Source organism: uncultured Imperialibacter sp. (genome assembly GCF_963974565.1).
GTDB lineage: Bacteria > Bacteroidota > Bacteroidia > Cytophagales > Cyclobacteriaceae > Imperialibacter > Imperialibacter roseus.
In genome coordinates this window covers 169,291-196,159 of sequence record NZ_CAXBCJ010000006.1, presented here as the reverse complement: position 1 = coordinate 196,159, position 26,869 = coordinate 169,291, and the positions used below count along the sequence as shown (strand labels likewise).

Sequence of the window (26,869 nt, the reverse complement as noted above, 5' to 3'; positions counted from 1 at the left end):
CTTTCACCCTTAAGGGTCGCCGACGTGGAACGGGCCGACCTGGAAGGGTAAAAAAACAGCTCTTAAAAAAGTTCGACTAATCTTTTTTTAAATGTGTTTGCCTGTTATTAACAGGCCTATTTTTTAATCTTAGTGAAAAATGTCTAATTTTGCGCTCCCATTCGGGTGAATGGGCTTCCGGGTATTCTGGATGAGTTTAAACTAAATATTGTTGTGGGCTGGTCCTGCTGCAACAGTGTAATTTTGGACCTTTATTTTTATGGAAGAAACAGCAGTAGAATTTGATTGGGAAGGCTTGTCAGCCAAAGGATTTGGCGAAGGCTATTCAAAATCAAAGCGTGCCGAAATGGAGAAACTCTATGAAGGCACTCTTAATTCGATCACTGAAAAAGAAGTGATCAACGGAACGGTTGTAGGTATTACTGACCGTGACGTAATCGTTAACATCGGTTTCAAATCCGACGGACTTGTGGCCCTGTCTGAATTTCGTGACAGACCTGAGTTGAAAGTCGGCGACGAAGTGCAGGTGTATATTGAGGAGCAGGAAAATGCCAATGGGCAGCTTGTTCTTTCAAGAAGAAAAGCCAAAATCGTTAAGGCATGGGAAACCATCCAACACGCTTATGAGCACGATGAAGTGATCGAAGGCATGGTGAAACGCCGTACCAAAGGTGGTCTTATCGTCGACATCTATGGTGTTGAGGCATTCCTTCCAGGCTCACAAATTGACGTGAAGCCAATTCGTGACTTCGATGTATTCGTTGGCAAGAAAATGGAAGTGAAAGTTGTGAAGATCAACTACACCAACGACAACGTGGTAGTATCTCACAAAGTATTGATCGAGAAAGATCTTGAGAAGCAAAAGGCTGAAATCCTGAACAACCTTGAAAAAGGTCAGGTACTCGAAGGTGTGATCAAGAACATGACCAACTTTGGTGTGTTCATCGACCTTGGTGGTGTAGACGGCCTGTTGCACATTACTGATATCTCCTGGGGACGTATCAACCATCCGGAAGAAGTACTTCAGCTTGACGCAAAAGTCAATGTGGTTGTACTTGACTTCGACGATGAGAAGAAGCGTATTTCTCTGGGTATGAAACAACTTACGTCACATCCTTGGGATTCACTTGGCAAAGAGATCGAAATTGGCTCTAAAGTGAAGGGCAAGATTGTGAACGTAGCAGACTACGGTGCATTCCTTGAATTGCTTCCTGGCGTTGAAGGTTTGATCCACGTATCTGAAATGTCATGGTCTCAGCACCTGCGTAATCCGCAAGACTTCATCAGCATTGGCGATGAAATCGAAGCGGTTGTGTTGACTATCGACAGAGACGAGCGCAAAATGTCACTTGGCATCAAGCAGCTTTCTGAAGACCCATGGACGAAGCAAGACCTTATCGTTAGCTATGCAGTAGGCACCAAGCACAAAGGTGTGGTTCGTAACCTGACTAACTTCGGCTTGTTCATCGAGCTTGAAGAAGGTATCGACGGCCTTGTACACGTGTCTGACTTGTCGTGGACTAAGAAGATCAAGCATCCATCTGAATTCGTGAAAGTAGGGGACGAGCTTGAAGTAGTCGTTCTTGAACTTGACGTTGACAACAGAAGACTGGCACTAAGCCACAAACACCTTGAAGAAAACCCATGGGATACTTTCGAAACAGTATTCACCAGAGGATCTGTTCATAAGTGTACCATCATCAATAAGAGCGAAAAAGGAGCAATCCTTGAATTGCCTTATGGTTTGGAAGGGTTCTCAACTACCAAAAACCTTACAAAGGAAGACGGATCAGTTGCTGAAGCTGGAGAAACACTTGACTTCATGGTAATGGAGTTTTCTAAAGATGAGAAGCGCATTGCTCTTTCTCATACTGCTATCTTTAGCGAGCCACAGCCTCAGGAAAGACCAAAGGCGGCTCCTGCTAAGAAAGATGTAAAAGGAAAGTCTAAGGCGGTTGACAGAATCAACAAAGATGCTGAGAAAACAACCCTTGGCGATCTTGAAGCACTTTCAGCATTGAAAGAGCAGATGGAAAGCAAGGCTACTGCACCGAAGAAGGAGGCAGCAAAGCCAAAGGCAGCAGCAAAGGCTGAGGAAGAAAAGCCAGCGGCAAAAGCTAAGGCTGAAGAAAAGCCTGCAGCTGAGGCAGCCAAGCCAAAGGCGAAAAAAGCCAAGGCTGATGAAGCCGACGCTGATGATGAGAAATCAGAATAACTGAATAAATAGAAAAGGGTGCTTCGGCACCTTTTTTTATTTTGATTGTTTTACCATTGAAACATTTGGACTGATATAGATAATTTCTAGATTTGCAGTCCCAAAAATGGTCGAGTGGCCGAGTGGCTAGGCAGAGCTCTGCAAAAGCTCCTACAGCGGTTCGAATCCGCTCTCGACCTCAATAAAAAAGAGAGGCAATTCGCCTCTCTTTTCTTATTTTAACCCCTCCTCAAAATGTTCAATCCTGGCCTAATTTAAAATAATTCTAAATAGATCATTTTTTCATTGATAAGCCCTTTTAATTAATTGGTATTCAAAGGTTTTAGATATTATTGCACAGTAGTTCAAAATCGGACAAAAATTTACCTCTAAATAAGTTTTTGAAAAGATTGACTCCCATATTAGATTTGCAAGGACTCTAAAAGGTACAACACAAAAGATGCTAAAACCTGTAAAATTCTCTCCTTTCAAGGAAAAAAGCAGACACCTAACCCGCACCTTTTGTCTATCCCTCGTTGCATTAATATTCTCCGCTGCTGTAGCGTTTGCTCAGGACGGTGAAGCTGCATCAGGCGGAGCGGACGATGGCATTCCTTCTGACCCGGCGATCATCTCAGCCGGAGAAGCATTATTCAAGCAAAATTGTACAGTGTGTCACGCTGTGAATGATCGGGTTGTGGGCCCGGCTTTGCGTGACGTTCACACTCGCAGACCTTTGCCATGGATTATCAGCTTCGTGCAGAACTCCCAAAAGGTAATTCAAAGCGGCGACGACTATGCCGTCAAGCTTTACAACGAGTACAACAAGACTCAAATGACCTCGTTTGATTTCTCAAACGAAGAAATCACATCAATTGTTGCTTACTTAAAAGCGGAATCTACAAAACCTGCCGAAACAGCGGCTACCACTACTACTACGGCCGACGGCCAGGTAGCTCAGGGAGGTGGTTCAGGTGTTCCATCTGAGTATATCAACATCATACTAATAGGCCTTCTGGTAGTGTTGGCATTGATCCTGTTGGTGCTGGTGCTGATTGTGTCAGTTTTAACAAAATACCTTGCTCAAAAGGACGACCTCGACGAAGTGGACAAAGACGTCGTTCAGAACAAGTTTGACCTCGTTAAAACCCTCAAAGGAAATACCTTCATGGGCTTTGCGGTGTTCATTTTTACAGCCATTGTGCTCAAGAGCGTAATCGACGGTCTGTTCACCGTCGGAGTTCAGCAAGGATATCAGCCTGCTCAACCCATTGCATTCTCTCACAAGCTGCATGCTGGTCAAATGGAAATTGACTGTAACTATTGCCACACGGGAGTTAGAACAAGCAAATCAGCCAATATCCCATCGCCCAATATTTGTATGAATTGCCATACGGTAATTCAGAATGTAGGCGGGCAAACAGGGATGTCTCCTGAAATCCAGAAAATATACAACGCTATTGACAACAATCAGCCGATCGAATGGGTGAGGGTTCACAACCTGCCTGACCTGGCGTACTTCAATCACTCACAGCACGTGAAGGTAGGAGGACTTGAATGCCAGACTTGCCATGGAGAGATTCAGGAAATGGATGTAGTGTATCAGTTCGCTCCATTAACAATGGGCTGGTGTATCAATTGCCATAGAGAAACACAAATAAATACCAAGGATAACGCTTATTATGACAAATTAGTGGAGCTCCACGAAAAGAAGAGCAAAAAGCCAATGACCGTCGAAGACAACGGTGGTTTGGAGTGTGCTAAGTGTCATTATTAATTGAAAAATCATCTCCTGGGACAACATGAAAGAAAATACTAAAATATATTGGAAGGGAATTGAGCAACTGAAGAACGACCCTGAGTTCGTTAAGAATGCTGACAAAGAATTTCCAGAATACCTCCCAATTAGTGAAAATGAAAATGGAAACTCACGTCGTGATTTCCTGAAATTAATGGGATTTGGAGTGGCCGCCGTTTCTTTGGCAGCTTGTGAAGCGCCAATACGAAAGGCGATACCTTACCTTAACAAGCCAGTAGATGTCGACCCAAGCGTTGCCAACTACTATGCTTCTACCTATATAAATGGTAGCGACTACTGCAGTGTGGTAGTTAAAACAAGAGAAGGTAGGCCTATCAAAATTGAAGGCAATAAGCTTTCGAAATTCTCAGGCGGAGGAACAACTGCTCAGGTAGAAGCAAGCGTACTTTCTCTTTACGACAAGCAAAGGCTGCAAAACCCGATGAAAGCTGGTGCAGCCGTAACTTGGGATGCGCTTGATGCTGAGGTAAAGTCCAAGCTAGGAGAGATTGCTGCGGCTGGCGGGCAAATCAAAATCGTTACGCACAGTATCGTAAGCCCTTCGACAAAGAAGGCTATTGCTAAATTCATAGCTGCTTACCCAAGTACTCAGGTAATTACTTACGATGCGTCGTCTTATAGCGGAGCGTTGAATGCTAATCTTTCATCATTTGGTATTCGTGCTTTTCCATCTTACAACTTCAATAAATCAAAGACTACTGTTTCTTTTGGAGCAGATTTCTTAGGAACATGGTTGAATCCTGTTGCTTTTTCGAAGCAATTTGCTGAGACCAGGAAACTTGGACCTAAGAAGAAAGAAATGTCAAGGCTTTATAGCTTTGAATCAAACCTTTCTCTTACAGGAGCAAACGCTGACTACAGGTCACCTATCCGTCCTTCAGAGGTTGGTCTTTATGTAGGCAACTTATACAACCTCATTGCCGCTAAGGCAGGAGCACCGGCCATTTCAGTGACCAAAGTTGATGATACTGCCACCTTGACTAAGGCAGCTAATGATCTTTGGGCCAGCAAGGGATCATCGATTGTGGTCTCGGGTGAAAATGACATCAACGTTCAGACTGTTGTCAATGCAATTAATAACCTGCTTGGCAACTACGGAAGCACGCTCAGCTGGGATGCTCCTGTGATGACGAAACAGGGAGACGACGCTATGATGGACGTTTTCGTCACCGACCTGTCTCAGGGGTTAGTGAGCGGAGTTATCTTCTTCAATTGCAACCCAGTATACGACCATCCTAAAGGTGCTGTAATTGCTTCAAGCCTTTCCAAGGCCAAATTTACACTGTCGACTTCCGATAGAGTAGATGAAACCACCTCTCAGGTGACTTATGTAGCCCCTGATAATCACTATTTGGAATCATGGAACGATGCTGAGCCAGCCAAAGGGCAATATAGCCTTTCGCAGCCTGCCATCAGTAATATATTCAACACCCGCCAGGCACAGCAGTCTTTCTTAACCTGGGGCAATGTATCCACCTCATATCTTGATTTCATCAAGGAAAATTGGAAAGAGACGCATTTTGCCAGCCAAACTGAGATCGCTGACTTCCAGACATTTTGGGATCAGTGCCTATACAACGGCGTGTTTGAGGGCGACGCAACCTCTACAATGAGCGCTGTAGAGTTTTCAGGTGATGTAGCCGCTGCTGGTACTAAAGTAGCTGGTAAATACAAGAAAGGTACTGGTTTAGAGCTGGTAACTTATGAGAGTATAGCGATAGGAGCAGGCGAGCAGGCTAACAACCCATGGTTGCAGGAGATGCCCGATCCACTTTCCAAGGTTTGTTGGGAAAACTACATCAGCATGTCTCAATCCACTGCCAACGAACTGGGCATTGAGATGAAGGAAGGCTTTACTACCAAGGTAAATGTTAAGGCGGGTATTGCTACCGTCACATTGCCAGTAGTAGTTCAGCCAGGCCAGGCAGCTGGCACTGTTGGATTGGCCCTTGGCTATGGCCGTACTAAAGCGGGCAAAGTTGCTGATGGTGTGGGTGTAAATGCCTTTGCATTGCTGAGCTCAAATAATGAAGGAATTGTTTATTCTGTGGCTGGTGTAACCATTGAGCCAACAGGAGAAAGCTATAGAATTGCGCAGACCCAAACGCACCAGACTTTTATGGGGCGTGAGACAGTTATTCAGGAGGCTACGCTTGCTGAATACAAAGCTGATGCCTCTGCCGGCCGTTACAAGCCAATGATATCCAGCTATTCAGGCCCTAAGAAGCCTAATGCTGTATCTCTTTGGAAAGGCCATGAATACAACAACCACCATTGGGGAATGGTGATTGACCTGAACTCATGTACTGGTTGCGCTGCTTGTTCAGTGGCTTGCCAGGTAGAGAACAATATTCCGGTTGTAGGAAAAGAAGAAGTTGTCAACCGTCGTGAAATGGCTTGGTTGAGAATCGACAGGTACTACAGTAGCCAGGGAAACAAAGAGGACAAGTCGATGGAAGGTTTGAGTATGCTCGAAAAGGCAGCTGAAAACCCTGAGGTAACCTTCCAGCCAATGATGTGTCAGCAGTGTAACAACGCTCCTTGTGAGACTGTTTGTCCTGTTGCTGCCACTACTCACAGCACTGAAGGTCTCAACCAAATGACTTACAACCGTTGTATTGGTACTAGGTATTGCGCCAACAACTGTCCTTTCAAAGTACGTCGCTTTAACTGGTTCAAATACCACGACAACCGTCAGTTCCCTGACAACACTGCCATGAACAATGAGCTTGGCAAGATGGTGTTGAATCCGGACGTGGTGGTTAGAGCCCGTGGTGTGATGGAAAAATGCTCTTTCTGCGTGCAGAGAATTCAGGCTGGTAAGCTAAACGCCAAGAAGCAAGGCCGACGCCCTGTTGATGGTGAGATTTCTACAGCTTGTGCTACTGCGTGTCCTACAGAAGCCATCGTGTTTGGTGATATGAAAGATTCTAACAGCAGAATTTCTCAGCTACTTCGTCTTTCTGCTACTGAAGAAGGCGACACGGAAGTGAAGGAAGAAAGAGCTTACAATGTGCTCGAGGAAATTGGTGTGAAACCAAACGTTTGGTATTTCACGAAGATTAGAAATAAAGAATTAACTGATAATCAAGCCTAAGATCGATACTATGCAAGCAGTAGCATCAGTAAGAAACCCTCTGGTAACCAATGGAAAGACCGTCCACGATGTTACCGAAGATATTTGCTCAAGGGTAGAGCAGAAGCCAACCAAAACGTGGATGTTTGCCATCACGGTGGCTTTGGGTCTTCTCATGGTTGGCGGATATGCTGTTTACCGAACCGTTTGGGACGGTATAGGCATGTGGGGTCTTAACAAGACCGTTGGCTGGGCTTGGGATATTACAAACTTCGTATGGTGGGTGGGTATTGGTCACGCAGGAACACTAATTTCTGCTATCCTTTTGCTTTTCCGTCAGAAGTGGAGAATGTCGATCAACAGAGCGGCAGAAGCGATGACTATTTTCGCTGTAATCTGTGCACTGATGTTCCCGATTTTGCACATGGGTCGTCCGTGGTTAGGAATGTACTGGGCTATCCCGCTTCCCAACACCTTCGGATCGCTGTGGGTGAACTTCAACTCACCACTACTATGGGACTTTTTCGCTATTAGTACATATTTCTCTGTATCCCTCGTTTTCTGGTACATCGGACTTATTCCCGATTTTGCTACCATCAGAGACAGAGCCACAGGACCAATAGCCAAAGCGGTTTACGGTGCCTTGAGCTTTGCCTGGGATGGCGCTGCCAAAACATGGTCGAGATATGAGTCTGTAGCCCTGATCCTCGCCGGATTAGCTACACCCCTTGTACTTTCGGTTCACACCATTGTATCGTTTGACTTTGCCACCTCTGTAATACCCGGCTGGCACACCACTATTTTCCCACCATACTTCGTTGCTGGTGCGATTTTCTCTGGTTTTGCTATGGTGTTGACGCTTCTTTTGGTTACCAGAAAGGTGTACAAACTTGAGGACTATATTACTATCGAGCACATCGAATTGATGAACATCGTTATCATCATTACTGGCTCGATCGTGGGAGTGGCCTATATTACTGAACTTTTCATCGCCTGGTATTCTGGTGTTGAGTACGAGCAGTATGCTTTTATCAACAGGGTATCAGGTCCTTACTGGTGGGCCTATGCTTCCATGATGACGTGTAACGTTATTTCGCCGCAGCTTTTCTGGTTCAAGAAGATTCGTACCAACCTGGCTTCCACATTTGTGCTTTCTATTGTTGTGAACATAGGTATGTGGTTCGAGCGGTTTGTAATCATCGTTACATCGATCCATCGTGATTATCTTCCATCTAGCTGGGCAATGTTTTACCCAACCAGATATGATGTGGGTATGTATATGTTCTCCTTTGGATTTTTCTTCACAGCATTCTTATTGTTTGCTAAATATTTCCCGGTGATCAACATTGCTGAAGTGAAGAGCATTATTATTTCTGATTCTGAAAAAGTAAAAAAATAATCCGATGTCATCAGATAGTAAATACATACTTGGGGTTTATGACAATGAGGTAACCCTGTTGAATGCGGTGAAAGCCGTGAGAAATGGTGGGGTTAAAATCCATGAGGTTTTCACACCTTTTCCTGTACATGGATTGGATGACGCTCTTGGCTACAGAAGATCGAGGCTACCAATAGCTGCTTTTCTTTTCGGCTTGCTGGGAACCAGTTTGGCACTAACCATGCAAATTGGCATGATGACTGTTGACTGGCCTATGATCATCGGTGGTAAGGACTATCTGCCTTTGCCATCCTTTATACCTGTGTCATTTGAGCTTACAGTGCTTTTGGCTTCATTTGGAATGGTAGGTACCTTCTTTGTGGTTAGCAACCTTAAGCCTTGGGGAAAGCCGAAGATATTTGATATCAGAAGTACTGACGATAAGCATATTATGGCGATCGATTTGTCGAAAAACAAGCTTGCGGAAGCCGATATAAAGAAAAGCTTGAAGGACAGCGGTGCTTCTGAAGTAAATGAAAAGGTATTTTAAAGAGACACAGGAGATGATAGGAAATAATCATATTGTAAAGAAACTATTTCAACTGTCTGGGTTGCTGTTGCTAGCGGGATGCGCTGCTAAGGGAGATTATCCAGGTGTTGAGTATGCTCCTCAGATGTATCATTCGGTACCTTACGAGCAGCTTTCGCAGGTGCAGGACGAGGAGGCAGGTAGATGGTTGACATCGCTCGACGAGGGGCCCGCTGAGTTTTATAATTCGAATCCGCTTAATCCGAGCGGCATGACCATGAGAATGCCAGTTGAAGGAACGGTTAAGAGAAATGCTAACGGTTACCTTCCTTACAGAATCCCTAAAGATTCATTTGCACTTGCTGGCAGAGTGATGAAGAATCCTTTGGATTCAACTGCTTCTGTTATCAGTGATGGTAAGGCGCTGTTCCTACGTTATTGCCGCCATTGTCATGGAGACACCGGACAAGGAGACGGGCCTGTAGGCAAAGTGTATAAAGGCGTCACTCCTTATAATTCAAGAGCAGTGAAAGATGCACCAGCTGGGCATATTTTCCATGTAATTACCTACGGAAAAGGGAGGATGTATTCTCATGCTTCTCAGGTAAGTGTGGAGGACAGATGGAAAATAGTTAGGTATGTACAAACTCTTCAAAGACAATAATTAATTCTTTAAGCCAATATCCATGACTGAAGAAAGATACGAATTTACATCCGCTGCTAAGAAGAGGCTTATCATTACCCTCGTGGTAGGGCTAGCAGTACTTGCGCTAGGCATCGTTATGATGAGCTCAGGTGGGGGACATGATGCACACGGTGCAGAGACGGCTGAGGCAGCTGAAGGGGGGCATCACGCCTTTAACTGGATGCAAAGAATTTGGGCTAATTTGTGGATCAACAATGTCTTCTTTGGTGGACTTGCTCTCATTGGTGTTTTCTTTGTGGCGATTCAATATGCTGCACAGGCAGGTTGGTCAGCTGGTATTGTGAGAGTACCATTGGCGTTTGGCGGTTGGTTGCCCATCGCATTTGTATTAATGTTAGTAACCTACCTTTTAGGAGGACATGACATCTTTCACTGGGCGCACCACGATTTGTATGATCCTGCATCTCCTGATTTTGACCCCATACTCGATGGCAAAAAGGGGTTCTTTTACTGGCCCATGAGTGAACATCCTTCGGTGCCGGTGTTTTGGCTGTTTCGCCTCGTATTTTTCTTCGGGGTTTGGTATTTCATCTTCACCAAGATTCGTTCGCTGATGTTCGAGGAAGACACAGTGGGTGATGACTCCTACTGGTTCAGACTTCGCAAGCTTTCGGCTATATTCCTGGTATTCTTTGCATTCTCTTCTTCAATAGCGGCCTGGGATTGGATTATGTCGATAGATCCACACTGGTTCAGCACGATGATGGGTTGGTACGCATTTGCCAGCTGGTGGGTGAGTGGCCTGGCGTTAATCACATTTGTGGTTGTCTTGTTGAAGGATAGAGGATACTTAAAGGTAGTAGACGCTAATCATTTGCATGACTTGGGTAAGTTTGTGTTTGCTTTCAGTGTTTTCTGGACTTATATCTGGTTTTCGCAGTTCTTCCTGATTTACTACTCTAATATTCCTGAGGAAACTATATATTTTGTGGAAAGATGGAAAAGTGGTCATTACGCACCGTTCTTTTACTTCAATCTTGCGATTAACTTCTTCTTTCCCTTCCTGGTGTTAATGACCAGGGACTCTAAGAGGCATTCGAGAATACTTAAAATAGTTTGCCCGGCGGTGATTTTCGGTCACTGGATGGACTTCTATTTGATGGTTACTCCGGGGACACTGAAGGATAATGGTGGTTTTGGTTTAGTGGAAGTAGGGATGCTGACGGTTTTTGTCGCTGCTTTCTTATATGTAGTTCTTTTAAACCTTTCTAAAGCACCACTGGTTGGTAAAAACCACCCTATGTTGCAGGAAAGCTTACATCATCATATTTAACTGGAAAGGTAAAAACATCTGCTATGTTCAATGCGGTAGTAATTATTGGTTTAATCTTAGTAGCAATTATCCTGTTCACACTGTTCAGGGTCAGCACGCTTGTAGATGTGCTAAAAGGCAGCTCTAAGAAGAAGGTTACGAAAAGTAACGGAGTAAATGCAGGCTTAGGTGTCTTATTCCTGATTGGTGGGTTACTGTTGTTCTTCATTTATTCATACACTGAGTTCGACAGATACAATCTGCCGTTGGCGTCTGAGCATGGGGCCGTAACGGATCAGCTTTTCTGGGTGACAATGGCCATAACAGGTATTGTTTTCGTGATCACTCAAATTTTACTTTTCGGTTTTGGCTGGAAGTACAGATATAAAGAGGGTAATCAGGCTTTGTTTTATCCGGACAATAATAAGCTGGAAATGATGTGGACTATTGTTCCCGCCATTGTTTTGACGCTTCTTATTTTTTCTGGCTGGAGAGCATGGGTAAGCATTACCGACAAGGCACCAGATGAAGCTGAAGTGGTAGAAGTGATGGGGTATCAGTTTGCCTGGTCTGTTCGCTACCCTGGTAAAGACAAGCAACTTGGAGACTACGATTTCCGCCTGATTGATGCTGAAAACGCTATGGGCATGGACTTCAAAGACAAAGCCTCTTTTGATGACTTTATCCCAAGAGAAATCCATGTCCCTAAGGGAAAGCCGGTCAAGTTTAATATCAGGGCGAGAGACGTAATACACAGTGTGTACGCTCCTCATTTCAGGCTTCAGATGAATGCTGTTCCGGGTATGCCAACCACTTTTTGGTTTACGCCAACAAAGAGCACGCAAGACATGAGGGAGGAAACAGGGAACCCGGAATTCAACTATGAGTTGGTGTGCAACAAAATTTGCGGAAAGGGTCACTTTGCGATGAGATACCTCATCGTTGTTGACGAGCCTGCCGATTACTATAAGTGGTACAATGAGCAGCAGGCATGGCTGGCTAAAAATCCATCATACCTTTCGAGTGTTCCTCAACACTTGAAAGAGGTGGCTATAATTTCTTCCGGAATGGAAAACAATCCGGAAGTACAGGCTGTTACTGGCCTTGAAGAAGAGGAAGAAATGGTAGGAGCATTTTAAATTAAATTTGTTATGTCAACAACAGCAGTACATACAAACGAACATATAGGTCACGACGATGCCCATGACCATGAGCACCACGAGCTAAATTTCGTTGAGAAATATATTTTCAGCACTGACCATAAGACAATTGCTAAGCAGTTCCTTATCACTGGAATTATTTGGGCGCTTATTGGTGGTGGATTGTCTATCATATTCCGTTTACAATTAGGGTTTCCAGACATGAACCTGGAATGGCTTAGACCAATCCTGGGCAAATGGATCACATCCACTGGACAAATTGATTCTGAATTTTACCTGGCTCTTGTTACTATGCATGGCACCATTATGGTGTTCTTCGTTTTGACGGCGGGGTTGAGTGGTACCTTTAGTAACTTCCTTATCCCGTTGCAAATTGGTGCAAGAGATATGGCGTCTGGCTTCTTGAATATGTTGTCATACTGGTTCTTCTTTCTATCAGGAGTTATCATGTTCATTTCATTCTTTATAGAAACCGGACCAGCATCAGCGGGTTGGACAGTATACCCACCTTTGAGTGCGTTGCCAACGGCCATGCAGGGATCGGGGCTTGGAATGACACTTTGGTTGGTGGCCATGGTTTTCTTCATCGTGTCATCGTTGCTGGGTGGTATTAACTATGTGACCACCGTGATTAACCTCCGTACGCAGGGTATGTCATTTTTCAGACTACCACTGACGATATGGGCGTTCTTTTTGACAGCCGTTATTGGTATACTTTCTTTCCCTGTATTGTTTTCTGCAGCGTTGCTGCTTGTATTTGACAGATCATTTGGTACCAGCTTCTATTTGTCAGATATCTACATAGGAGGGGAGGCTCTGCCGAACGTTGGCGGTAGCCCAATACTATACCAGCATTTGTTCTGGTTCCTCGGTCACCCGGAGGTATATATTGTAATTCTTCCGGCTTTGGGAATCACCTCTGAAGTTATCGCTACAAACTCAAGAAAGCCTATTTTTGGTTACAAGGCGATGATTTTATCGCTCCTTGGAATCACTATTCTTTCGTTCGTGGTTTGGGCGCACCATATGTTCGTGTCAGGGCTAAGTCCATTCCTTGGATCTATTTTCATGTTCCTGACATTGATCATTGCGGTGCCAAGTGCCGTGAAAGCATTCAACTACTTAACGACACTTTGGAGAGGAAATATAATATTTACGCCAGCTATGTTGTTTTCTATCGGCCTGGTTTCATTCTTTATTTCTGGTGGTTTAACGGGAATCTTCCTTGGTAACTCTGCGGTGGACATCAATTTGCATGATACATACTTTGTGGTTGCCCACTTCCACCTTGTAATGGGTAGTGCGTCCTTCTTTGGAATGATGGCAGGTATCTACCATTGGTTCCCTAAAATGTTTGGTAGAATGATGAATGAGAAGTTAGGATATATCCACTTCTGGCTAACTTTTGTTGGTGTTTATCTGGTGTTCTTCCCGCTTCACTATATTGGTATCGCAGGTTTCCCACGTCGCTATTATTCATTCACTAACTTCGATGCATTCCAGGATTTTACTGACCTGAATACATTCGTGAGTGTGGCTGCTATCATTACTTTCTCTGCGCAGTTTATCTTCCTTTTCAACTTCTTCTACAACATATTCAGAGGTAGAAAGGCACCAGCTAACCCTTGGGGAAGCAACACATTGGAGTGGACTACACCAAGAGTGCCCGGGCACGGTAACTGGGAAGGTGATATTCCTAAGGTTTATCGCTGGCCATATGATTATAGCAAGCCGGGCGCTCCAGAAGACTTCATACCGCAGCACATTCCTTTAACGGAGACACCAGAGTCGAACCTACCCCACGAAATAGAGCAGTTGAAGGAAGAAGGGATAGAAGTGAAAGCTGCTAATGCAGGAAAATCCTAAGTCTCTAAAGAGATACAAACAACTTACTATAAGTACTATCATTGCCGTCTACCTTTTGATTTTGGTAGGCGGCATTGTTAGAAGTTCTGGTTCGGGTATGGGTTGTCCGGATTGGCCAAAGTGTTTTGGCAACTGGGTACCACCAACCAGTGTTGAGCAGCTCCCCGCCAATTACAAGGAAGTGTATTCAGAAAAGAGACACCAGAAGAATATTCGACTGACAGGCTACCTTGAAAAGTTAGGTTTTTCCGATACAGCCAACAAGTTGAAGAACGATCCATCGGTGAGGGAAGAGGCTGACTTCAATCCATTGAGAACATGGATAGAATATGTGAACCGGTTGGTGGGAGTGGTGATAGGGATGCTTATTTTCGCCACTTTTGTTTACTCCATTCGATTCAGAAAGACGCAGCCGAAAGTATTTATATTTTCGTTGCTGGCATTTGTAGGGGTAGTTTTTCAGGGTTGGGTCGGCTCAATTGTAGTTTCTACGAATTTGCTTCCAGGAATGATCTCCTTTCACATGCTACTGGCACTGCTGATCGTTATGCTGCTTATATATACCTATTTTGTGGTTGACCCACCAGTTGCCGAAAAGGAAACAGTCGGGGACTCTAAAAATGTAAAATGGCTATTGCTGGGGTGTGCAGCGTTGTTTATTGTCCAATTGATTGTTGGCATCAACGTGAGAGAAGGCGTGGATTCCGGGCTGTCTTCCGGGATAGAGCGCAGTGCAGTACTTGATTGGATCGGCTTTAAGTTTTACTTCCACAGATCTTTTTCATGGGCGTTGCTCATCGGACATGTGCTGCTAACGTACTTTTTGTGGACGACTTCTCCGCTTTCATTTTCCATTAAATTCTCGGCAGTTTTGACACTAGTGGTATTTCTTGAGATTGTTTCGGGAGCAGCAATGGGTTATTTCTCCATTCCTGCCTTTCTACAGCCGATTCATTTGCTTTTGGCAAGCGTAGTGTTCGGTTTTCAGGTATATTTGTTTCTCCGCATCAGTAGAAAAGGTGCGCTCAATATTAAACACTCGATTTGAATCAAGCTTCATACATATCGCCGGGTTTTGTCGTCATTGGGAGGTTAAAGGCCTACTACGAATTGCTTAAATTCAGGCTCTCTTTTCTGGTGGCCTTTTCGTGTGGTTTTGGCTACTTGCTGGGAGCCAGAGGGGCTGTTGACTGGGCTACATTGGGCTTTTTGTCGCTTGGTGGGTTTTTGATCTCCGGAGGCAGTATCACTATCAATCAGGTGATAGAGAAGGATCTCGATAGATTGATGAAGAGGACGATGGGTCGGCCATTGCCTACCAATCGGGTAGGAGTTGGCGAAGCCATCGTTTTTGCTGCGATGGTAATTGCCATAGGGCTGGGGCTGATCCTGGTTTATGCGAACCCGCTTACTGTGGTGCTGTCTGTCGTGTCGATGGTGTTGTACAGCTTTGTTTACACCCCGCTGAAGCGGGTAGGGCCTATCGCTGTGTTTGTGGGAGCAATTCCCGGAGCACTTCCACCTTTGCTGGGATGGGTAGCGGCCACGGGTGCTATTACACACGAAGCGTTGATCATCTTTGGCATCCAGTTTATCTGGCAGTTTCCGCATTTCTGGGCGATTGCCTGGGTAGCGGATGAAGATTATAAAAAAGCAGGATTTAAGCTATTGCCTTTCGGCGGAAAGAAGGATTTCACTACGGCTGTGAACATCATGATTTACACACTGTTTTTGCTTCCGCTCGGGTTGTTGCCAGCTTACTTTGGCATCACAGGAATAAATTCTGCGGTGGTAGCTACTATTTGCGGTGTATTGTTTCTAAGCCAAACTTTTATCCTGATAAGGGACTGCACCCGTGAGGCTGCGCTGAAGCTGATGTTTGCTTCATTTATTTACCTGCCAGTTGTTCAAATAGCCTTTTTACTAGATAAATTATGATGAGCGCCAAAAAATCAGATATAGAAACTCCCGCTCAGGTGCTATCGATGCACCCCAGGAAGTTTTTGCTTTGGCTGTTTATAGTATCTATCGTAATGATATTTGCTTCACTCACCAGTGCGTATGTGGTGAAGCAATCAGAAGGAGCCTGGCTGATTTTTGACTTACCTCAGGCTTTTGTTTACTCCAGCATTGTTGTGCTGTTGAGCAGTGCCACTATGCAGTGGGCGTACTGGTCGGCTAAAAAAGACAATCTTTCTCAAATTAAGGTTGCTGTTGGCGCTACGTTGGCACTTTCTCTGGTTTTTCTGATTGTGCAGTATCTCGGCTGGGGGCAGCTGGTTGATCAACAGGTTTTCTTTGTCGGTAACCCGGCAGGATCTTTTATCTACGTTTTGACAGGTTTACATGCCTTTCACCTGGCGGCAGGTATTGTTTTTTTGATTATTGTTTTAATTTCGACCCTGAGATTTAAGGTACACTCAAAAAGTATGACCCAGATTGAAATGTGTACAACATTCTGGCACTTCCTGAGTGGACTTTGGATATATTTGTACTTATTTTTATTATTAAATAATTAATCTGAACTAATCGTCTATGTCTAGCACTGCAGTAGTTGCATCCGATTCTGACAAGGACCTCTGGATGGGAGGTAATGAGCCCCTAAAAGCGAGCTATGGCAAGCTTATGATGTGGTTCTTCCTGCTTTCCGATGCCTTTTCTTTTTCTGGCCTTTTGATTGCCTACGGAATGATCCGTTTCAGCCACCCTGCATTTCAGGGCAGCCCCGACGAATTCGTTTTCTCGCAGGAGTACTGGCCAATACCTGAAAAAGTATTCGAAGCTGTTCCTTTCCTTCACGGCATATCTTTGCCGCTGGTGTTTGTGGGTATTATGACTTTTGTCCTGATCTTGAGTAGTGTAACCATGGTGCTTGCTGTGGAAGCTGGTCAGCGTATGGACAGGAAGGGTGTCGAAAAGTGGATGCTTTGGACGATTCTGGGCGGACTTGCCTTCTTAGGCTGCCAGGCTTGGGAGTGGACGCACTTTATAGTAGGCACAGAAGAGGGTGGCAGATTATTGGACGGCACTTTCATTCATGGAGCCAACCTGTCACAAAATCAATATGGCCCGCCTAACTTTGCGGCTTTGTTCTTCTTTATCACAGGCTTTCACGGCTTCCACGTATTTAGTGGGGTATGCCTTAACTTCCTGATATTCTATCAGGCAACAGTAGGTAAGCTTGAGAAAGTGGGGCATTACGAAATGGTCGAAAAGGTCGGTTTGTACTGGCACTTTGTAGACCTTGTATGGGTGTTTGTATTTACCTTCTTCTATTTGGTTTAATTTTCCGTTCTATAAACAATTAGTAAAATGTCAGCAGAACATCACGAAGAATCAACAGTTGTAGTTCAGCCAGTCGATAAGGCGAAAATCAGACTGTTCTTGAAGGTAACACTGATCTTGTTTGTCATTACAATGATTGAGTTTGCCATTGCCTTTACGGTTGATGCAGGGATTTTGAGGACTGCTGTCTTCATAGCTTTGACTATCGTAAAAGCGTTTTACATAGTAAGCGAATTTATGCACCTTGGCCACGAAGTAAAGACCCTTATCTGGTCTATTTTGATTCCTTTGATATTTCTGGTATGGCTGATCATAGCATTGATTTATCAGGGTGGTCAAGTGCTACTGGTGCGATAAGTTTAGCGACGTAAAAGATAGTAGCATGCCGGTATACCTACCGGCATGTTTTGTTTGTACCCTCATACCATTCATGAGCAAGCTGATAAAGGGAATTATTCTAATTGTAACGCTCGGGCTGCCGGTGTCTATTTATCTCTTTCTGCAAGCTTTCGGCGAAAACATGTACGCTCTGCCGGTGTACCCGGAAACGGCATATGTGTCAGCCGATTGCGGAACAGTTTCAGCTGGCTATACCGTAAGCAAGCTTACCTGCGACAGCACCAATGTAGTGGTGCTGGGCGACCAGCAAACCTATCTCTTTCATTTCCCTGACCCTTCTAAAATGGATATAGCAGGTGAAATGAATGAAATGAGAAGGCTGGTGGAAGAAACCAAACCGCTGGATTATCGGTTAATCACCATGAGCAATGAGGAGCAGGTGGATAAGTGGGATAAGCTAGCTGTTTCACAAGCAGAAATCAAGTATTGGGTGGTGACATCAGCCTGTGCTGATGGCTTGGAAAAGCTGATGAATTGTCAACTACTGCTTTCTCAATTCACCCTCAAAACCGAGGGTTCGAAGAGCAGAATTGTGTTGGTAGATAAGGTCGGTCGGGTTAGGGGCTTTTACGCAAGTGCTGAAAAGGGTGAGATGGATAGATTGTTAGTTGAGTTGGATGTTTTAATGCAGGAAAAATGAGTGCTGTTTCAAATACTACGCCTAATTATTTACGCTGGATAAGCGTTGTTTCGGTGATCATTCCAGTGGCAGTGGCTGTATTGATATTCATGCCAGCAAGGTTAAATGCTGGAGATTGGGTAAAGTTTTTGCCTCATTTGAATGCCGTGATTAACAGCGCAACGGCGGCCTTGTTGTTACTTGGACTGTATTTCATCAAGAATAAAAAGGTGGATCATCACCGGGCAGTGATGCTGGGCGCATTTGCGTTGGGCGCCATTTTTCTTGTTTCGTACATTATTTACCATGCGTCTGTGCCATCGGTGAAGTACGGCGACACCAATGCGGATGGGCTACTTTCGGAAGCGGAAATGGCGGCAATGGGCAATAGCAGAACCATTTACCTGATTACCTTGCTGTCGCACATAGGGCTTTCTATTGTTGTGGTTCCTTTTGTGCTTATGGCATTGTATTTTGCACTCACCGGACAGATTGAAAAACACAAAAAGGCTGTGAAGTTCGGATACCCGATCTGGCTTTATGTGTCAGTTACCGGAGTGATTGTCTATTTTATGATCAGACCTTTTTATACATGAAAGAACTGAGGAAAGTCAACGACTGTTAGTTAGCATATGAAAGTATTTATCAAAACCCTTTTTGTTGCTGTGGTACTCCTTTTGACCAATGTGGATAGCTGGGCTCAATGCGCCATGTGCCGGTCGACGCTGGAGGCAAATATGAGCAATGGAGAAACAGCCAATTTTGCAGCGGGCCTTAACTTTGGCATACTCTACTTGTTTTTCACCCCATATTTATTGTTAGCAGTGATTGCCTTTTTTTGGTACAGAAACAGCAGGAAAAATGTCAAAAACCTCCGCCCTTCAGGCAATCGTTCATGGTAAGTGTCCCCGTTGCCGGTCTGGCAACATGTTTGTTGAGCCGAACTTCAGGTTAAAAGATTTTGATAAAATGCCGGTTAAGTGTGAGGTTTGTGGCCTTCGCTTTGAGCCGGAGCCCATGTTTTACAATGGTGCCATGTACGTGAGTTATGCCATTTCCGTGGCGCTGACCATCATAGTAGGGTTTTCAGTCTATTTCATATTTGACAACCCCGACATGTGGGTTTACATGGCGGCAATCGTCACCGTTGTGTTGCTTTTGTCGACAACTATGTTCAGATATTCCAGAATTCTTTATCTTCATGCATTTGGTGGCATAAAATATGATGCATCTTTCGGTGTGTCGAGCAAAGACAAATAGGTAAGATAAAACTGTTCCATTTGGCCTCCCATGTAGTAAGCTATAAATATCTTTTCATTGCAGCCCTGTTCGGGGCTTCTGCGTTCTTCTATTGGTATTTTGTTGGTAAGAGCTCGAAGAGAGGTCAGGAGGCTTATGAGCAAATCAGTGAACGGCTGGTTAGCCAGTTGCAACTCATTGACAGTGACCTGGCCAATGCGAAAAGCAGCGGGAAGGTGCCAGGCACGCTGCAATCCAATTACCCTATCCAGATTTACACGAATCGGTCGCTCACCGGGCTGAGTTCCAATGCTTTTGTGCCCGACTACAGAGTGCTCGAGGGTGACTACCAAATTCAATATTTGGAATGGGAGGGCAATAAATTTATTGCTCTGAAGGAATATACCGAAAGAGCAGGGGTTCGGAAGGAGTATGTGGGCGTGCTGCCCATCTATCGTAACTTTCCGATTGAGAATGAACTGATCAGAGGAGGGTACGATAAGAGCATTTTTGACGAGCTGAGGGTTTTCGTATATGACAAGGAGGTGGAAGGAAGCTTTGCCTTTAGCTATCATGATCAGGTAGTATGCTATTTCACCATTCAGTCGCCGCCAGCTGTTTCGTCCCGTTTTGACCGCTTCCTTATCTTCAGCTTGCTTTCTGTGGCGTTTGTGCTGGGTTTTTTCTTCTTCCAGCGATCCGCTGCTGGCCTGGCAGAAAATGGCAGGCCTTATGCAGGCATAGCTTTATTGCTTGCAGGAGTGGTGTTTATCCGCTGGCTGCTGCTGGCAACCAACTTCCCGTCGTCGGTTTACCAGTTCGACCTGTTCAATTCACGGTACCTTGTTATTTCTTCGCTCCACAAGTCATTAGGTGACTTGATGATCACAGCCTTTTTGCTCGCCTACTTTGTCTACTTTACTTCCAATGCCGTTTTTCGAAGCGACGCATACGCTTACTTCTCCGGTGCTTCGCAAAAGGTAAAATGGTTGATCACCATTGTTGTCATACTGCTGGGCTATGGGTTTATGGGGTATACCTACCTGCTTTTGCAGGAGATATTTAAGAACTCTCAAATCCACCTAGATGTAAACCGTAGCATTCACCTCGATATGTTCCGGATGGGAACGCTGGTCGTGTACTTTCTATTTTGCTTCAGCTATTTTCTCATTGCTCATGCTTCTTACATCCTGCTTAAGCACCTACGCACTGGCTCCGCACAGTTTGCCTGGCTGGTTCATCTTGTCATGGCTGCCATTTTGTTCGTTGCGGCGATTATTATAGATGATGATTTGGCCATTGTGCCCGTGCTACATGCCGCTTACTTCTCCATTATTTTTTGGTTCAGTCTGCCTGAGTTTATTCGCCCCATACAGTTTCAGGCCTTCCTTTATTTTTTTCTGGCGGCGGCGTTTTCTTCCGTACTGGGTAGCTATTCAATCTATAAATACGGCGAATTTGAGAGGAACGTCCAAAAGCAAAAATTTGCTAATAGCCTGCTCATAGAAAATGATATTCAGGGCGAGTTTCAGCTAGATGGTATCATGAAATCCATTAAGAGCGACATCTTTATTTTGACCCGCATGATGAGCCCTGTGTTGGCTAAAGACATGATAAAGCAGCGTATCAAGCGACTTTACATGAACAGCTACTTCGACAAGTACGATGTGCAGGTATCGATGTATAATTCGAAAGGCGATCCTTTTCCCAACGAGCCCGGTGTTACTTTCTCAGCGATAAAGGAGACCTATGACAAGCCGATTTATAAAACCGATTATCAGAATATCTTTTTTGAGAGCAACTTTTCACCGGGATCTACCAAGCGCTATGTGTGTTTTATAGGCCTGGAAAGGTATGATAAGACAATCGGATACATTGTTTTGCAGCTTCGCCTGAAGAAATACCTTCCCAGCACCGTGTACCCACGCCTGCTGGTGGACGAGCGGTTTATGAATGAGCCGGCAGATGAAAACTACAGCTACGGCATTTATGAGGGTACGAATCTGAGGTATAAGTCTGGGACGTTCAACTATATCACCAATCTACCTCAGGGTATTTTTGACAGGGAAACCTTGTATGCCACAGGCCTGGAAATCAATGGGTTCCATCATTTGGGGATAAAGGGATCAAGAGAGAAAAGAATCATTATTACCTCGCCGATGTACGAGGTGAGCTGGATGGTTTCCAATTTCTCGTTCCTATTTCTGGTACTTATTGGTGGCATAGCTCTTACAGTGGTTTTTAATGCGCTTGAGGTGAGATTTGCCAACACCGGGCTTACGCTGGCTTCCAAGATCCAGATTTACCTCAGCATCGCTTTCTTTCTTCCGCTGGTAGTGGTTACTGTGGCAACCCTCAGCGCTATCAATAATTCGTACAAGGAGGATATTGACAAGCAGTATATGAAGAAGGCCGAAAGTGTGAACGGCTACCTGGTGTCGCTGATGGACAACTACATTTCCAACGTGATCAATAAAGAGGTGCTGTCCAACGAGCTGACCGATATTGCCAGGTTTTCGCAGGCTGATATCAACCTGTTTAGCGTGAATGGAAAGCTGATGGCCTCCAGCCAGCAAACAATCTATGATGACAAGCTGCTGTCGGAGTACATTAACCCGGAAGCATTAAGACGCATCAGGGAGGATGATGGAGAAAGGATTATTCTTTCGGAAAGCCTGGGCGCCCTCAACTATAAGTCGACTTACCTGGCTATCAAGTCATTCAATGACGCCAGCTTGTTGGGCATCATGAGTATGCCTTTTTTTGAATCAAGGGCGCAACAGCAAAACCAACAGATTGAGGTGTTCACCAACATCATCAATATCTTCACTTTCATTTTTATTATCTCGCTGGTCATATCGTTCATGGCATCGAGGGTGCTCACCAATCCACTGCGGATCATTACCTCCCGGCTGCGGAAAACGACTTTCAACGAAACAAATGAGCCTATTCACTGGAATACCTCAGACGAAATTGGGTTGCTGGTAGCTGAATATAACTCTATGCTGGTGAAGCTGGAAACCAGCCGGGCCGCATTGGTGAGGAGCGAGAAAGAGTCGGCATGGAAAGAGATTGCCCAGCAAGTGGCACATGAGATCAAGAATCCGCTGACGCCCATGAAGCTTACGCTTCAGCACATGCGCAGGCTTGCAGATGACAAAGATGAGGGGCTGAAGAAGTCGATTGATAACCTACTGCGACAAATTGATAACCTGAGCGATATAGTTACCTCATTCAGCACTTTTGCGAAGCTCCCTGCTCCGGATCCAAGCAGGTTTGATATTTCTGGCTTGCTTGGCCAGCTGGTGCAGCTGCACAGCAAACCCGGGGTGGATTTTGTGTACCAATCGCCGATAGCGCCGGTGTTTGTTGTTGCCGATGAAAAGATGCTTTCAGGCATTTTCACCAACCTGATTATTAATGCCTGCCAGGCTATGGAAGGCAGACCAGGCCCCCGCCTGGAAATTGGCATAAGGGTGAAGGAGAAAGAGGCCGAGATTTCGTTTAAGGACAACGGCATTGGCATAGCTGAGGACATTCAGGACAAAGTGTTTGTTCCCTCGTTCAGCACCAAACAAGAAGGATCGGGCATAGGGCTGGCATTGGCCAGAAGAGGTGTAGAGCAAGCCGGCGGAAGCATCTGGTTTGAAACGGTACATGGGTATGGAACTACTTTTTATGTTTCACTACCTTTAGGTTAATGGGGCCAAGCCAAAATGCTGCTTATATCTTCACAGCCTTCCTGCGAAAGATCAGGATCCCTCACCTTGTGGCATCACTTCTCATTTGTTTCCCAATGCTGTCGTTGGCTCAGGCTGCAAACACAAAATGCAGATCGATACCTCAAGGGCGGCTCCAGTTTCAACTCGACTCACTTTCAGTCAACCCAGAGAGCATTAAGCTGCCAGATGGCATTGTGTATAGTTATGACCTGGCCACGGGTGAGCTGACTTTTGAAAAGCCCCTGGAAGAGGCCATAGAAGTTTGCTACCAGGTGCTCCCTTTTGTGCTTCACGAACCCATCTACAAGTACGATATGTCGCTCTACTCGGCCGAAGGGCCGAGGGAGAATTTGTCGGAAAGTAGCCAACCAACAGGCAGTACGCCTTTGGTAAAGGAGGAGCTTTTTGCTACTGAATCACTGTACAAGTCGGGAAGCATCAGCCGGGGCATTACAGTAGGTAATACGAACAACCTCGGAGTGACGTCGAGCCTCAACCTGCAGCTCGATGGTCAGCTTGCGGATGATTTGTTCATCAACGCTGTGATCACTGACCAGCAGGTGCCCTTTCAGCCGGAAGGAAATACGCAGCAGATCCAGGACTTCGACAAAGTGCTGGTCAGCCTTTACAACGATAAGTTCTCCCTTATGGCTGGCGACGTGGTACTGCGCAACGACTCTACTTACTTTTTGAAATACTACAAGAATGTGCAGGGTGGCAGAGCGGCTTACAAGTACGACCTCGGGAGCAGCTGGAAAGCCTCCACCAGCGTTACGGCGTCTATAGCCAAGGGAAAGTTCTCTTCGACACTCCTTGAAGCGGTGGAAGGGCTAAGTGGCCCCTACAGGCTTCGAGGGCCGGATGGGGAGCGGTTCATCATTGTGATTGCCAATTCGGAAAAAATCTATTTGGATGGCCGGCTGCTGAAAAGAGGTTTTAACGAAGACTATGTGATTGACTATAACCTGGCGGAGGTCACTTTCACGCCTAAGGTGTTGATCACCAAATTCTCCAGGATACGGGTCGACTTTGAATACACGGCTCAAAACTTCAGCCGTTCCATACTGTCAGCGTCACACAGGCAGTCGAATGGGAAGACAACGGCCTACTTCGAGGTGTATCGGGAAAAGGATAACCCGTTCCGGCCACTTAGTTATGACCTGACCGAAGCCGACCGGCTTGCCTTGTCCGGCATTGGTGACGACCTGTCGCTGGCAGCCATTTCAGGCGCTGACAGTGTGGGGTATTCGGATAATCGAATCTTGTATGCCAGGATAGACACGGTCGATGCGCAGGGCCGTGTCTACAGTATCTATCAATATTCCAGTAACCCCGAAGCAGCCGTGTACCAGGTCAGCTTTAGCCAAGTGTCGGCGGGTGACTATGTACAGTTGCCGCTGGGCTTGAATGGCAAAGTGTACGAGTGGGTGGCACCTGTGAATGGGGTGCCCCAGGGCGACTACTCGCCTAGCATTCCTGTGGTAACCCCCAACAGCAGGCAGCTGGTAGTAGGAGGGGTCAGCTCCAAAATAACGCCGTATGAAACGGTTTACACGGAGCTTTCGGCCAGCAACCAGGACAAAAACCTTTTCTCCACCCTCGACCAGCAGGACAACCAGGGCTGGGCGCAAAAATCGGGGATACGATCGGAAGGAAGGGAAGTAGGGTTTTTGAAAGAGTACAAATGGCTGTCGGAGGCGTCGTACGAATGGAACCACCAGTATTTCCGGCCTATCGACAGGTACCGCTACATAGAATATGATAGGGACTGGAGCTATACACCCATCTTTCAGTCGGGGCAGGAGCCGGCCGCCATTGAGGATCATATACTGGTGGGGAGGCTGGGTATGCAAAAGAGCAGCGTTAACCGCTGGAACTACCAGGCCTCGTATCGCAACAAAGGTCAGGCAATAGATGGCTGGCAGCAGAAGGCATTGCTTCGTCAGCAGCTAGGCAAAGCCACGTTTAGCGGTGATTTTTTTGACTTGAAGAGTGCACAGGGTGTCAATGAATCGACCTGGACAAGGGCACAGCTAACGGCTGCGTATAAGCTGGGCAAGCTGATGCCTGGCTACACTTTTCAGAGCGACAGGAACGCTATTACCAACCAACCTGCCGACTCGGTGGTGACGTCAGCGATGAACTACAATCAGCACATGGTTTTTCTGCAATCGGCCGACACCGCTGAAAGCGGCACCTCCTTCCGGCTCGATGCCAACCGACGCATAGACGACAGACCTGTGGACGGCGTGCTGCAGCGAAGCGATATCAGCTACACCTCCAATGCTTCCTTCACCACTCAATGGAAAGACAGGCACGTGGTGTCGGGTGTTTTCACCTACAGGCAGCTGGACGATATCCTTGATACCAGCGAGGAGAAAGAGGAAACCGTGCAGGGCAGAATCAACTGGCAGAGTGCCTGGTGGGAGCGGTCGATCCGTTCGGACCTATCTCTGGCTTTGCTCAATGGACGGGAATTGCGCCGGGAGTATGTGTACATCGAGGTGATTCCCGGACAGGGTACACACACCTGGCGGGATGACAACGGTGATGGGGTACAGGACCTGAATGAATTCTACGAAGCCATCAACCCTGATGAGCGCACCTACGCTAAGATATTTGTGCCCACAGATAACTACATCTCGGCCTACCAAACCATCCTCAACTACAGCCTTGAGCTGACAGCGCCGGCAGAATGGAAGTCTGCAGGTGGCTTCAAGTCGTTTCTCGGCAGGTTCTCCAACGTATCGGCGGTGCTGGTGGACAGAAAGACACAGGACAGCAACTGGGCGCAACGCTTTGACGTGTGGAGCACGCCGGGTACTTCAGAAGACGAGTTGGCTTATAAGAACGCCCTTAGAAGCCGTTGGTTTTTCAACCGGGCCGATCCGAAGTACGGTCTGGATGTTGGCTATCAGTCTACCGCCGGCCGACAGCTGCTCACCGGTGGCTGGGAGGCCAGAAATAAAAAGGTGTGGCAGCTCAATACCCGAACCAACCTGTCGGCCGATTGGGCCATTTTCCTGCAAAGTGAGGTAGGAGAGACGGAGTCGTCGAGCGACATCTTCAGTAACCGGAACTACCTGATCAGGCAGCGGCAGGTAAAACCTCAGCTGCAGTGGATGCCGTTGCAATGGCTTCGTATTACCAGCAGTGTTCGCTACTCCCACAAAAGGGCTTTGCCAGTCTCCGAAGAGCAGGGGAGTGACTTGACGGAATACCAAATCGACTGGCAGATGAATAAGTCGCTACAGTCGACCATTTCCGGCTTTGTGAAGGTGATCAATATGAACTTCAAGGGTGACGAAGCCAGTCCGCTGGGCTATGAGATGCTGGAGGCACTGCGGCCAGGCACTAACTATACGTGGCGGCTACAGTGGCAGCAAAGGCTGAAAAGTGGACTGCGCTTGCAGATCAACTACGATGGACGTAAGTCGCCGAGTAAGTCGGTGATTCACTTTGGTGGGGTGCAGGTGACGGCGTTGTTTTAGGGCTTGGCCACCTCACCCCGGCCCTCTCCCGTGGGGAGAGGGGGGAGCTGCAAGCCGCTTCCTTATTCGGATGGGGCTTCACCGCCATCCTCCTTGTATCACGCCCCTTCAGGGGTGCCCGGCTTAAGGCTTGG

The 26,869-nt window shown here is 46.1% G+C and carries 20 protein-coding genes and 1 tRNA gene; all 21 read left to right on the top strand.

Going from position 1 to position 26,869, the window contains the following annotated elements:
- The first annotated feature begins 259 nt into the window (after window positions 1-259).
- The 21 genes from rpsA (at window position 260) to AAC052_RS10495 (ending at window position 26,735) form a co-directional block, all read left to right on the top strand.
- Window positions 260-2,215 (top strand): 30S ribosomal protein S1, encoded by a 1,956-nt coding sequence (rpsA, locus tag AAC052_RS10595; RefSeq protein WP_339813124.1) that lies wholly within the window; start codon window positions 260-262, stop codon window positions 2,213-2,215.
- Window positions 2,216-2,323: 108 nt separating this feature from the next.
- Window positions 2,324-2,394: transfer RNA gene (locus AAC052_RS10590), tRNA-Cys, on the top strand.
- Window positions 2,395-2,654: 260 nt separating this feature from the next.
- Window positions 2,655-3,971, top strand: coding sequence for a c-type cytochrome (locus AAC052_RS10585; protein ID WP_339813121.1), 1,317 nt, complete (start codon window positions 2,655-2,657; stop codon window positions 3,969-3,971).
- A 25-nt stretch (window positions 3,972-3,996) separates the two neighbouring features.
- On the top strand, window positions 3,997-7,110 hold the full coding sequence (locus tag AAC052_RS10580) for a TAT-variant-translocated molybdopterin oxidoreductase (RefSeq protein ID WP_339813118.1): 3,114 nt from the start codon (window positions 3,997-3,999) through the stop codon (window positions 7,108-7,110).
- 10 nt (window positions 7,111-7,120) lie between these two features.
- Window positions 7,121-8,488, top strand: coding sequence for an NrfD/PsrC family molybdoenzyme membrane anchor subunit (gene nrfD / locus AAC052_RS10575; RefSeq protein WP_317492260.1), 1,368 nt, complete (start codon window positions 7,121-7,123; stop codon window positions 8,486-8,488).
- A gap of 4 nt (window positions 8,489-8,492) precedes the next feature.
- Complete coding sequence (locus AAC052_RS10570) at window positions 8,493-9,017, top strand: DUF3341 domain-containing protein (protein ID WP_317492259.1); 525 nt, start codon at window positions 8,493-8,495, stop codon at window positions 9,015-9,017.
- Entirely contained in the window at window positions 9,001-9,660 is a 660-nt protein-coding gene (locus AAC052_RS10565; protein ID WP_317492258.1) for a cytochrome c, read from the top strand. The genes AAC052_RS10570 and AAC052_RS10565 overlap by 17 nt, the downstream gene beginning before the upstream one ends.
- Before the next feature lie 22 nt (window positions 9,661-9,682).
- Complete coding sequence (locus AAC052_RS10560) at window positions 9,683-10,975, top strand: quinol:cytochrome C oxidoreductase (RefSeq protein WP_339813116.1); 1,293 nt, start codon at window positions 9,683-9,685, stop codon at window positions 10,973-10,975.
- A gap of 23 nt (window positions 10,976-10,998) precedes the next feature.
- The gene (locus tag AAC052_RS10555) at window positions 10,999-12,093 is read left to right on the top strand and encodes a cytochrome c oxidase subunit II (RefSeq protein ID WP_317492256.1); all 1,095 of its coding nucleotides are present in this window, start codon (window positions 10,999-11,001) and stop codon (window positions 12,091-12,093) included.
- Between the two features lie 12 nt (window positions 12,094-12,105).
- Window positions 12,106-13,980, top strand: coding sequence for a cbb3-type cytochrome c oxidase subunit I (locus AAC052_RS10550; protein WP_339813114.1), 1,875 nt, complete (start codon window positions 12,106-12,108; stop codon window positions 13,978-13,980).
- Window positions 13,964-15,028, top strand: coding sequence for a COX15/CtaA family protein (locus AAC052_RS10545; RefSeq protein ID WP_339813113.1), 1,065 nt, complete (start codon window positions 13,964-13,966; stop codon window positions 15,026-15,028). The genes AAC052_RS10550 and AAC052_RS10545 overlap by 17 nt, the downstream gene beginning before the upstream one ends.
- Complete coding sequence (cyoE, locus tag AAC052_RS10540) at window positions 15,025-15,918, top strand: heme o synthase (protein WP_317492253.1); 894 nt, start codon at window positions 15,025-15,027, stop codon at window positions 15,916-15,918. Before AAC052_RS10545 ends, cyoE begins: the two co-directional genes overlap by 4 nt.
- The gene (locus tag AAC052_RS10535; protein ID WP_317492361.1) at window positions 15,918-16,499 is read left to right on the top strand and encodes a cytochrome c oxidase subunit 3; all 582 of its coding nucleotides are present in this window, start codon (window positions 15,918-15,920) and stop codon (window positions 16,497-16,499) included. The genes cyoE and AAC052_RS10535 overlap by 1 nt, the downstream gene beginning before the upstream one ends.
- A gap of 16 nt (window positions 16,500-16,515) precedes the next feature.
- Complete coding sequence (locus AAC052_RS10530) at window positions 16,516-17,265, top strand: cytochrome c oxidase subunit 3 (protein ID WP_317492252.1); 750 nt, start codon at window positions 16,516-16,518, stop codon at window positions 17,263-17,265.
- Window positions 17,266-17,292: 27 nt separating this feature from the next.
- Complete coding sequence (locus AAC052_RS10525) at window positions 17,293-17,622, top strand: cytochrome C oxidase subunit IV family protein (RefSeq protein ID WP_317492251.1); 330 nt, start codon at window positions 17,293-17,295, stop codon at window positions 17,620-17,622.
- Between the two features lie 73 nt (window positions 17,623-17,695).
- Entirely contained in the window at window positions 17,696-18,304 is a 609-nt protein-coding gene (locus AAC052_RS10520; protein ID WP_317492250.1) for a hypothetical protein, read from the top strand.
- Window positions 18,301-18,879, top strand: coding sequence for a DUF420 domain-containing protein (locus AAC052_RS10515; protein WP_317492249.1), 579 nt, complete (start codon window positions 18,301-18,303; stop codon window positions 18,877-18,879). The genes AAC052_RS10520 and AAC052_RS10515 overlap by 4 nt, the downstream gene beginning before the upstream one ends.
- 36 nt (window positions 18,880-18,915) lie before the next feature.
- The gene (locus AAC052_RS10510) at window positions 18,916-19,185 is read left to right on the top strand and encodes a hypothetical protein (protein ID WP_317492248.1); all 270 of its coding nucleotides are present in this window, start codon (window positions 18,916-18,918) and stop codon (window positions 19,183-19,185) included.
- Entirely contained in the window at window positions 19,145-19,543 is a 399-nt protein-coding gene (locus AAC052_RS10505; protein WP_317492247.1) for a DUF983 domain-containing protein, read from the top strand. Before AAC052_RS10510 ends, AAC052_RS10505 begins: the two co-directional genes overlap by 41 nt.
- A 20-nt stretch (window positions 19,544-19,563) precedes the next feature.
- A complete protein-coding gene (locus tag AAC052_RS10500) occupies window positions 19,564-23,223 on the top strand; it encodes a HAMP domain-containing sensor histidine kinase (protein ID WP_339813107.1) in 3,660 nt (1,219 codons plus the stop codon).
- Window positions 23,223-26,735, top strand: a complete 3,513-nt coding sequence (locus AAC052_RS10495) for a hypothetical protein (protein WP_339813104.1) — start codon at window positions 23,223-23,225, stop codon at window positions 26,733-26,735. The genes AAC052_RS10500 and AAC052_RS10495 overlap by 1 nt, the downstream gene beginning before the upstream one ends.
- Window positions 26,736-26,869: the final 134 nt, after the last annotated feature.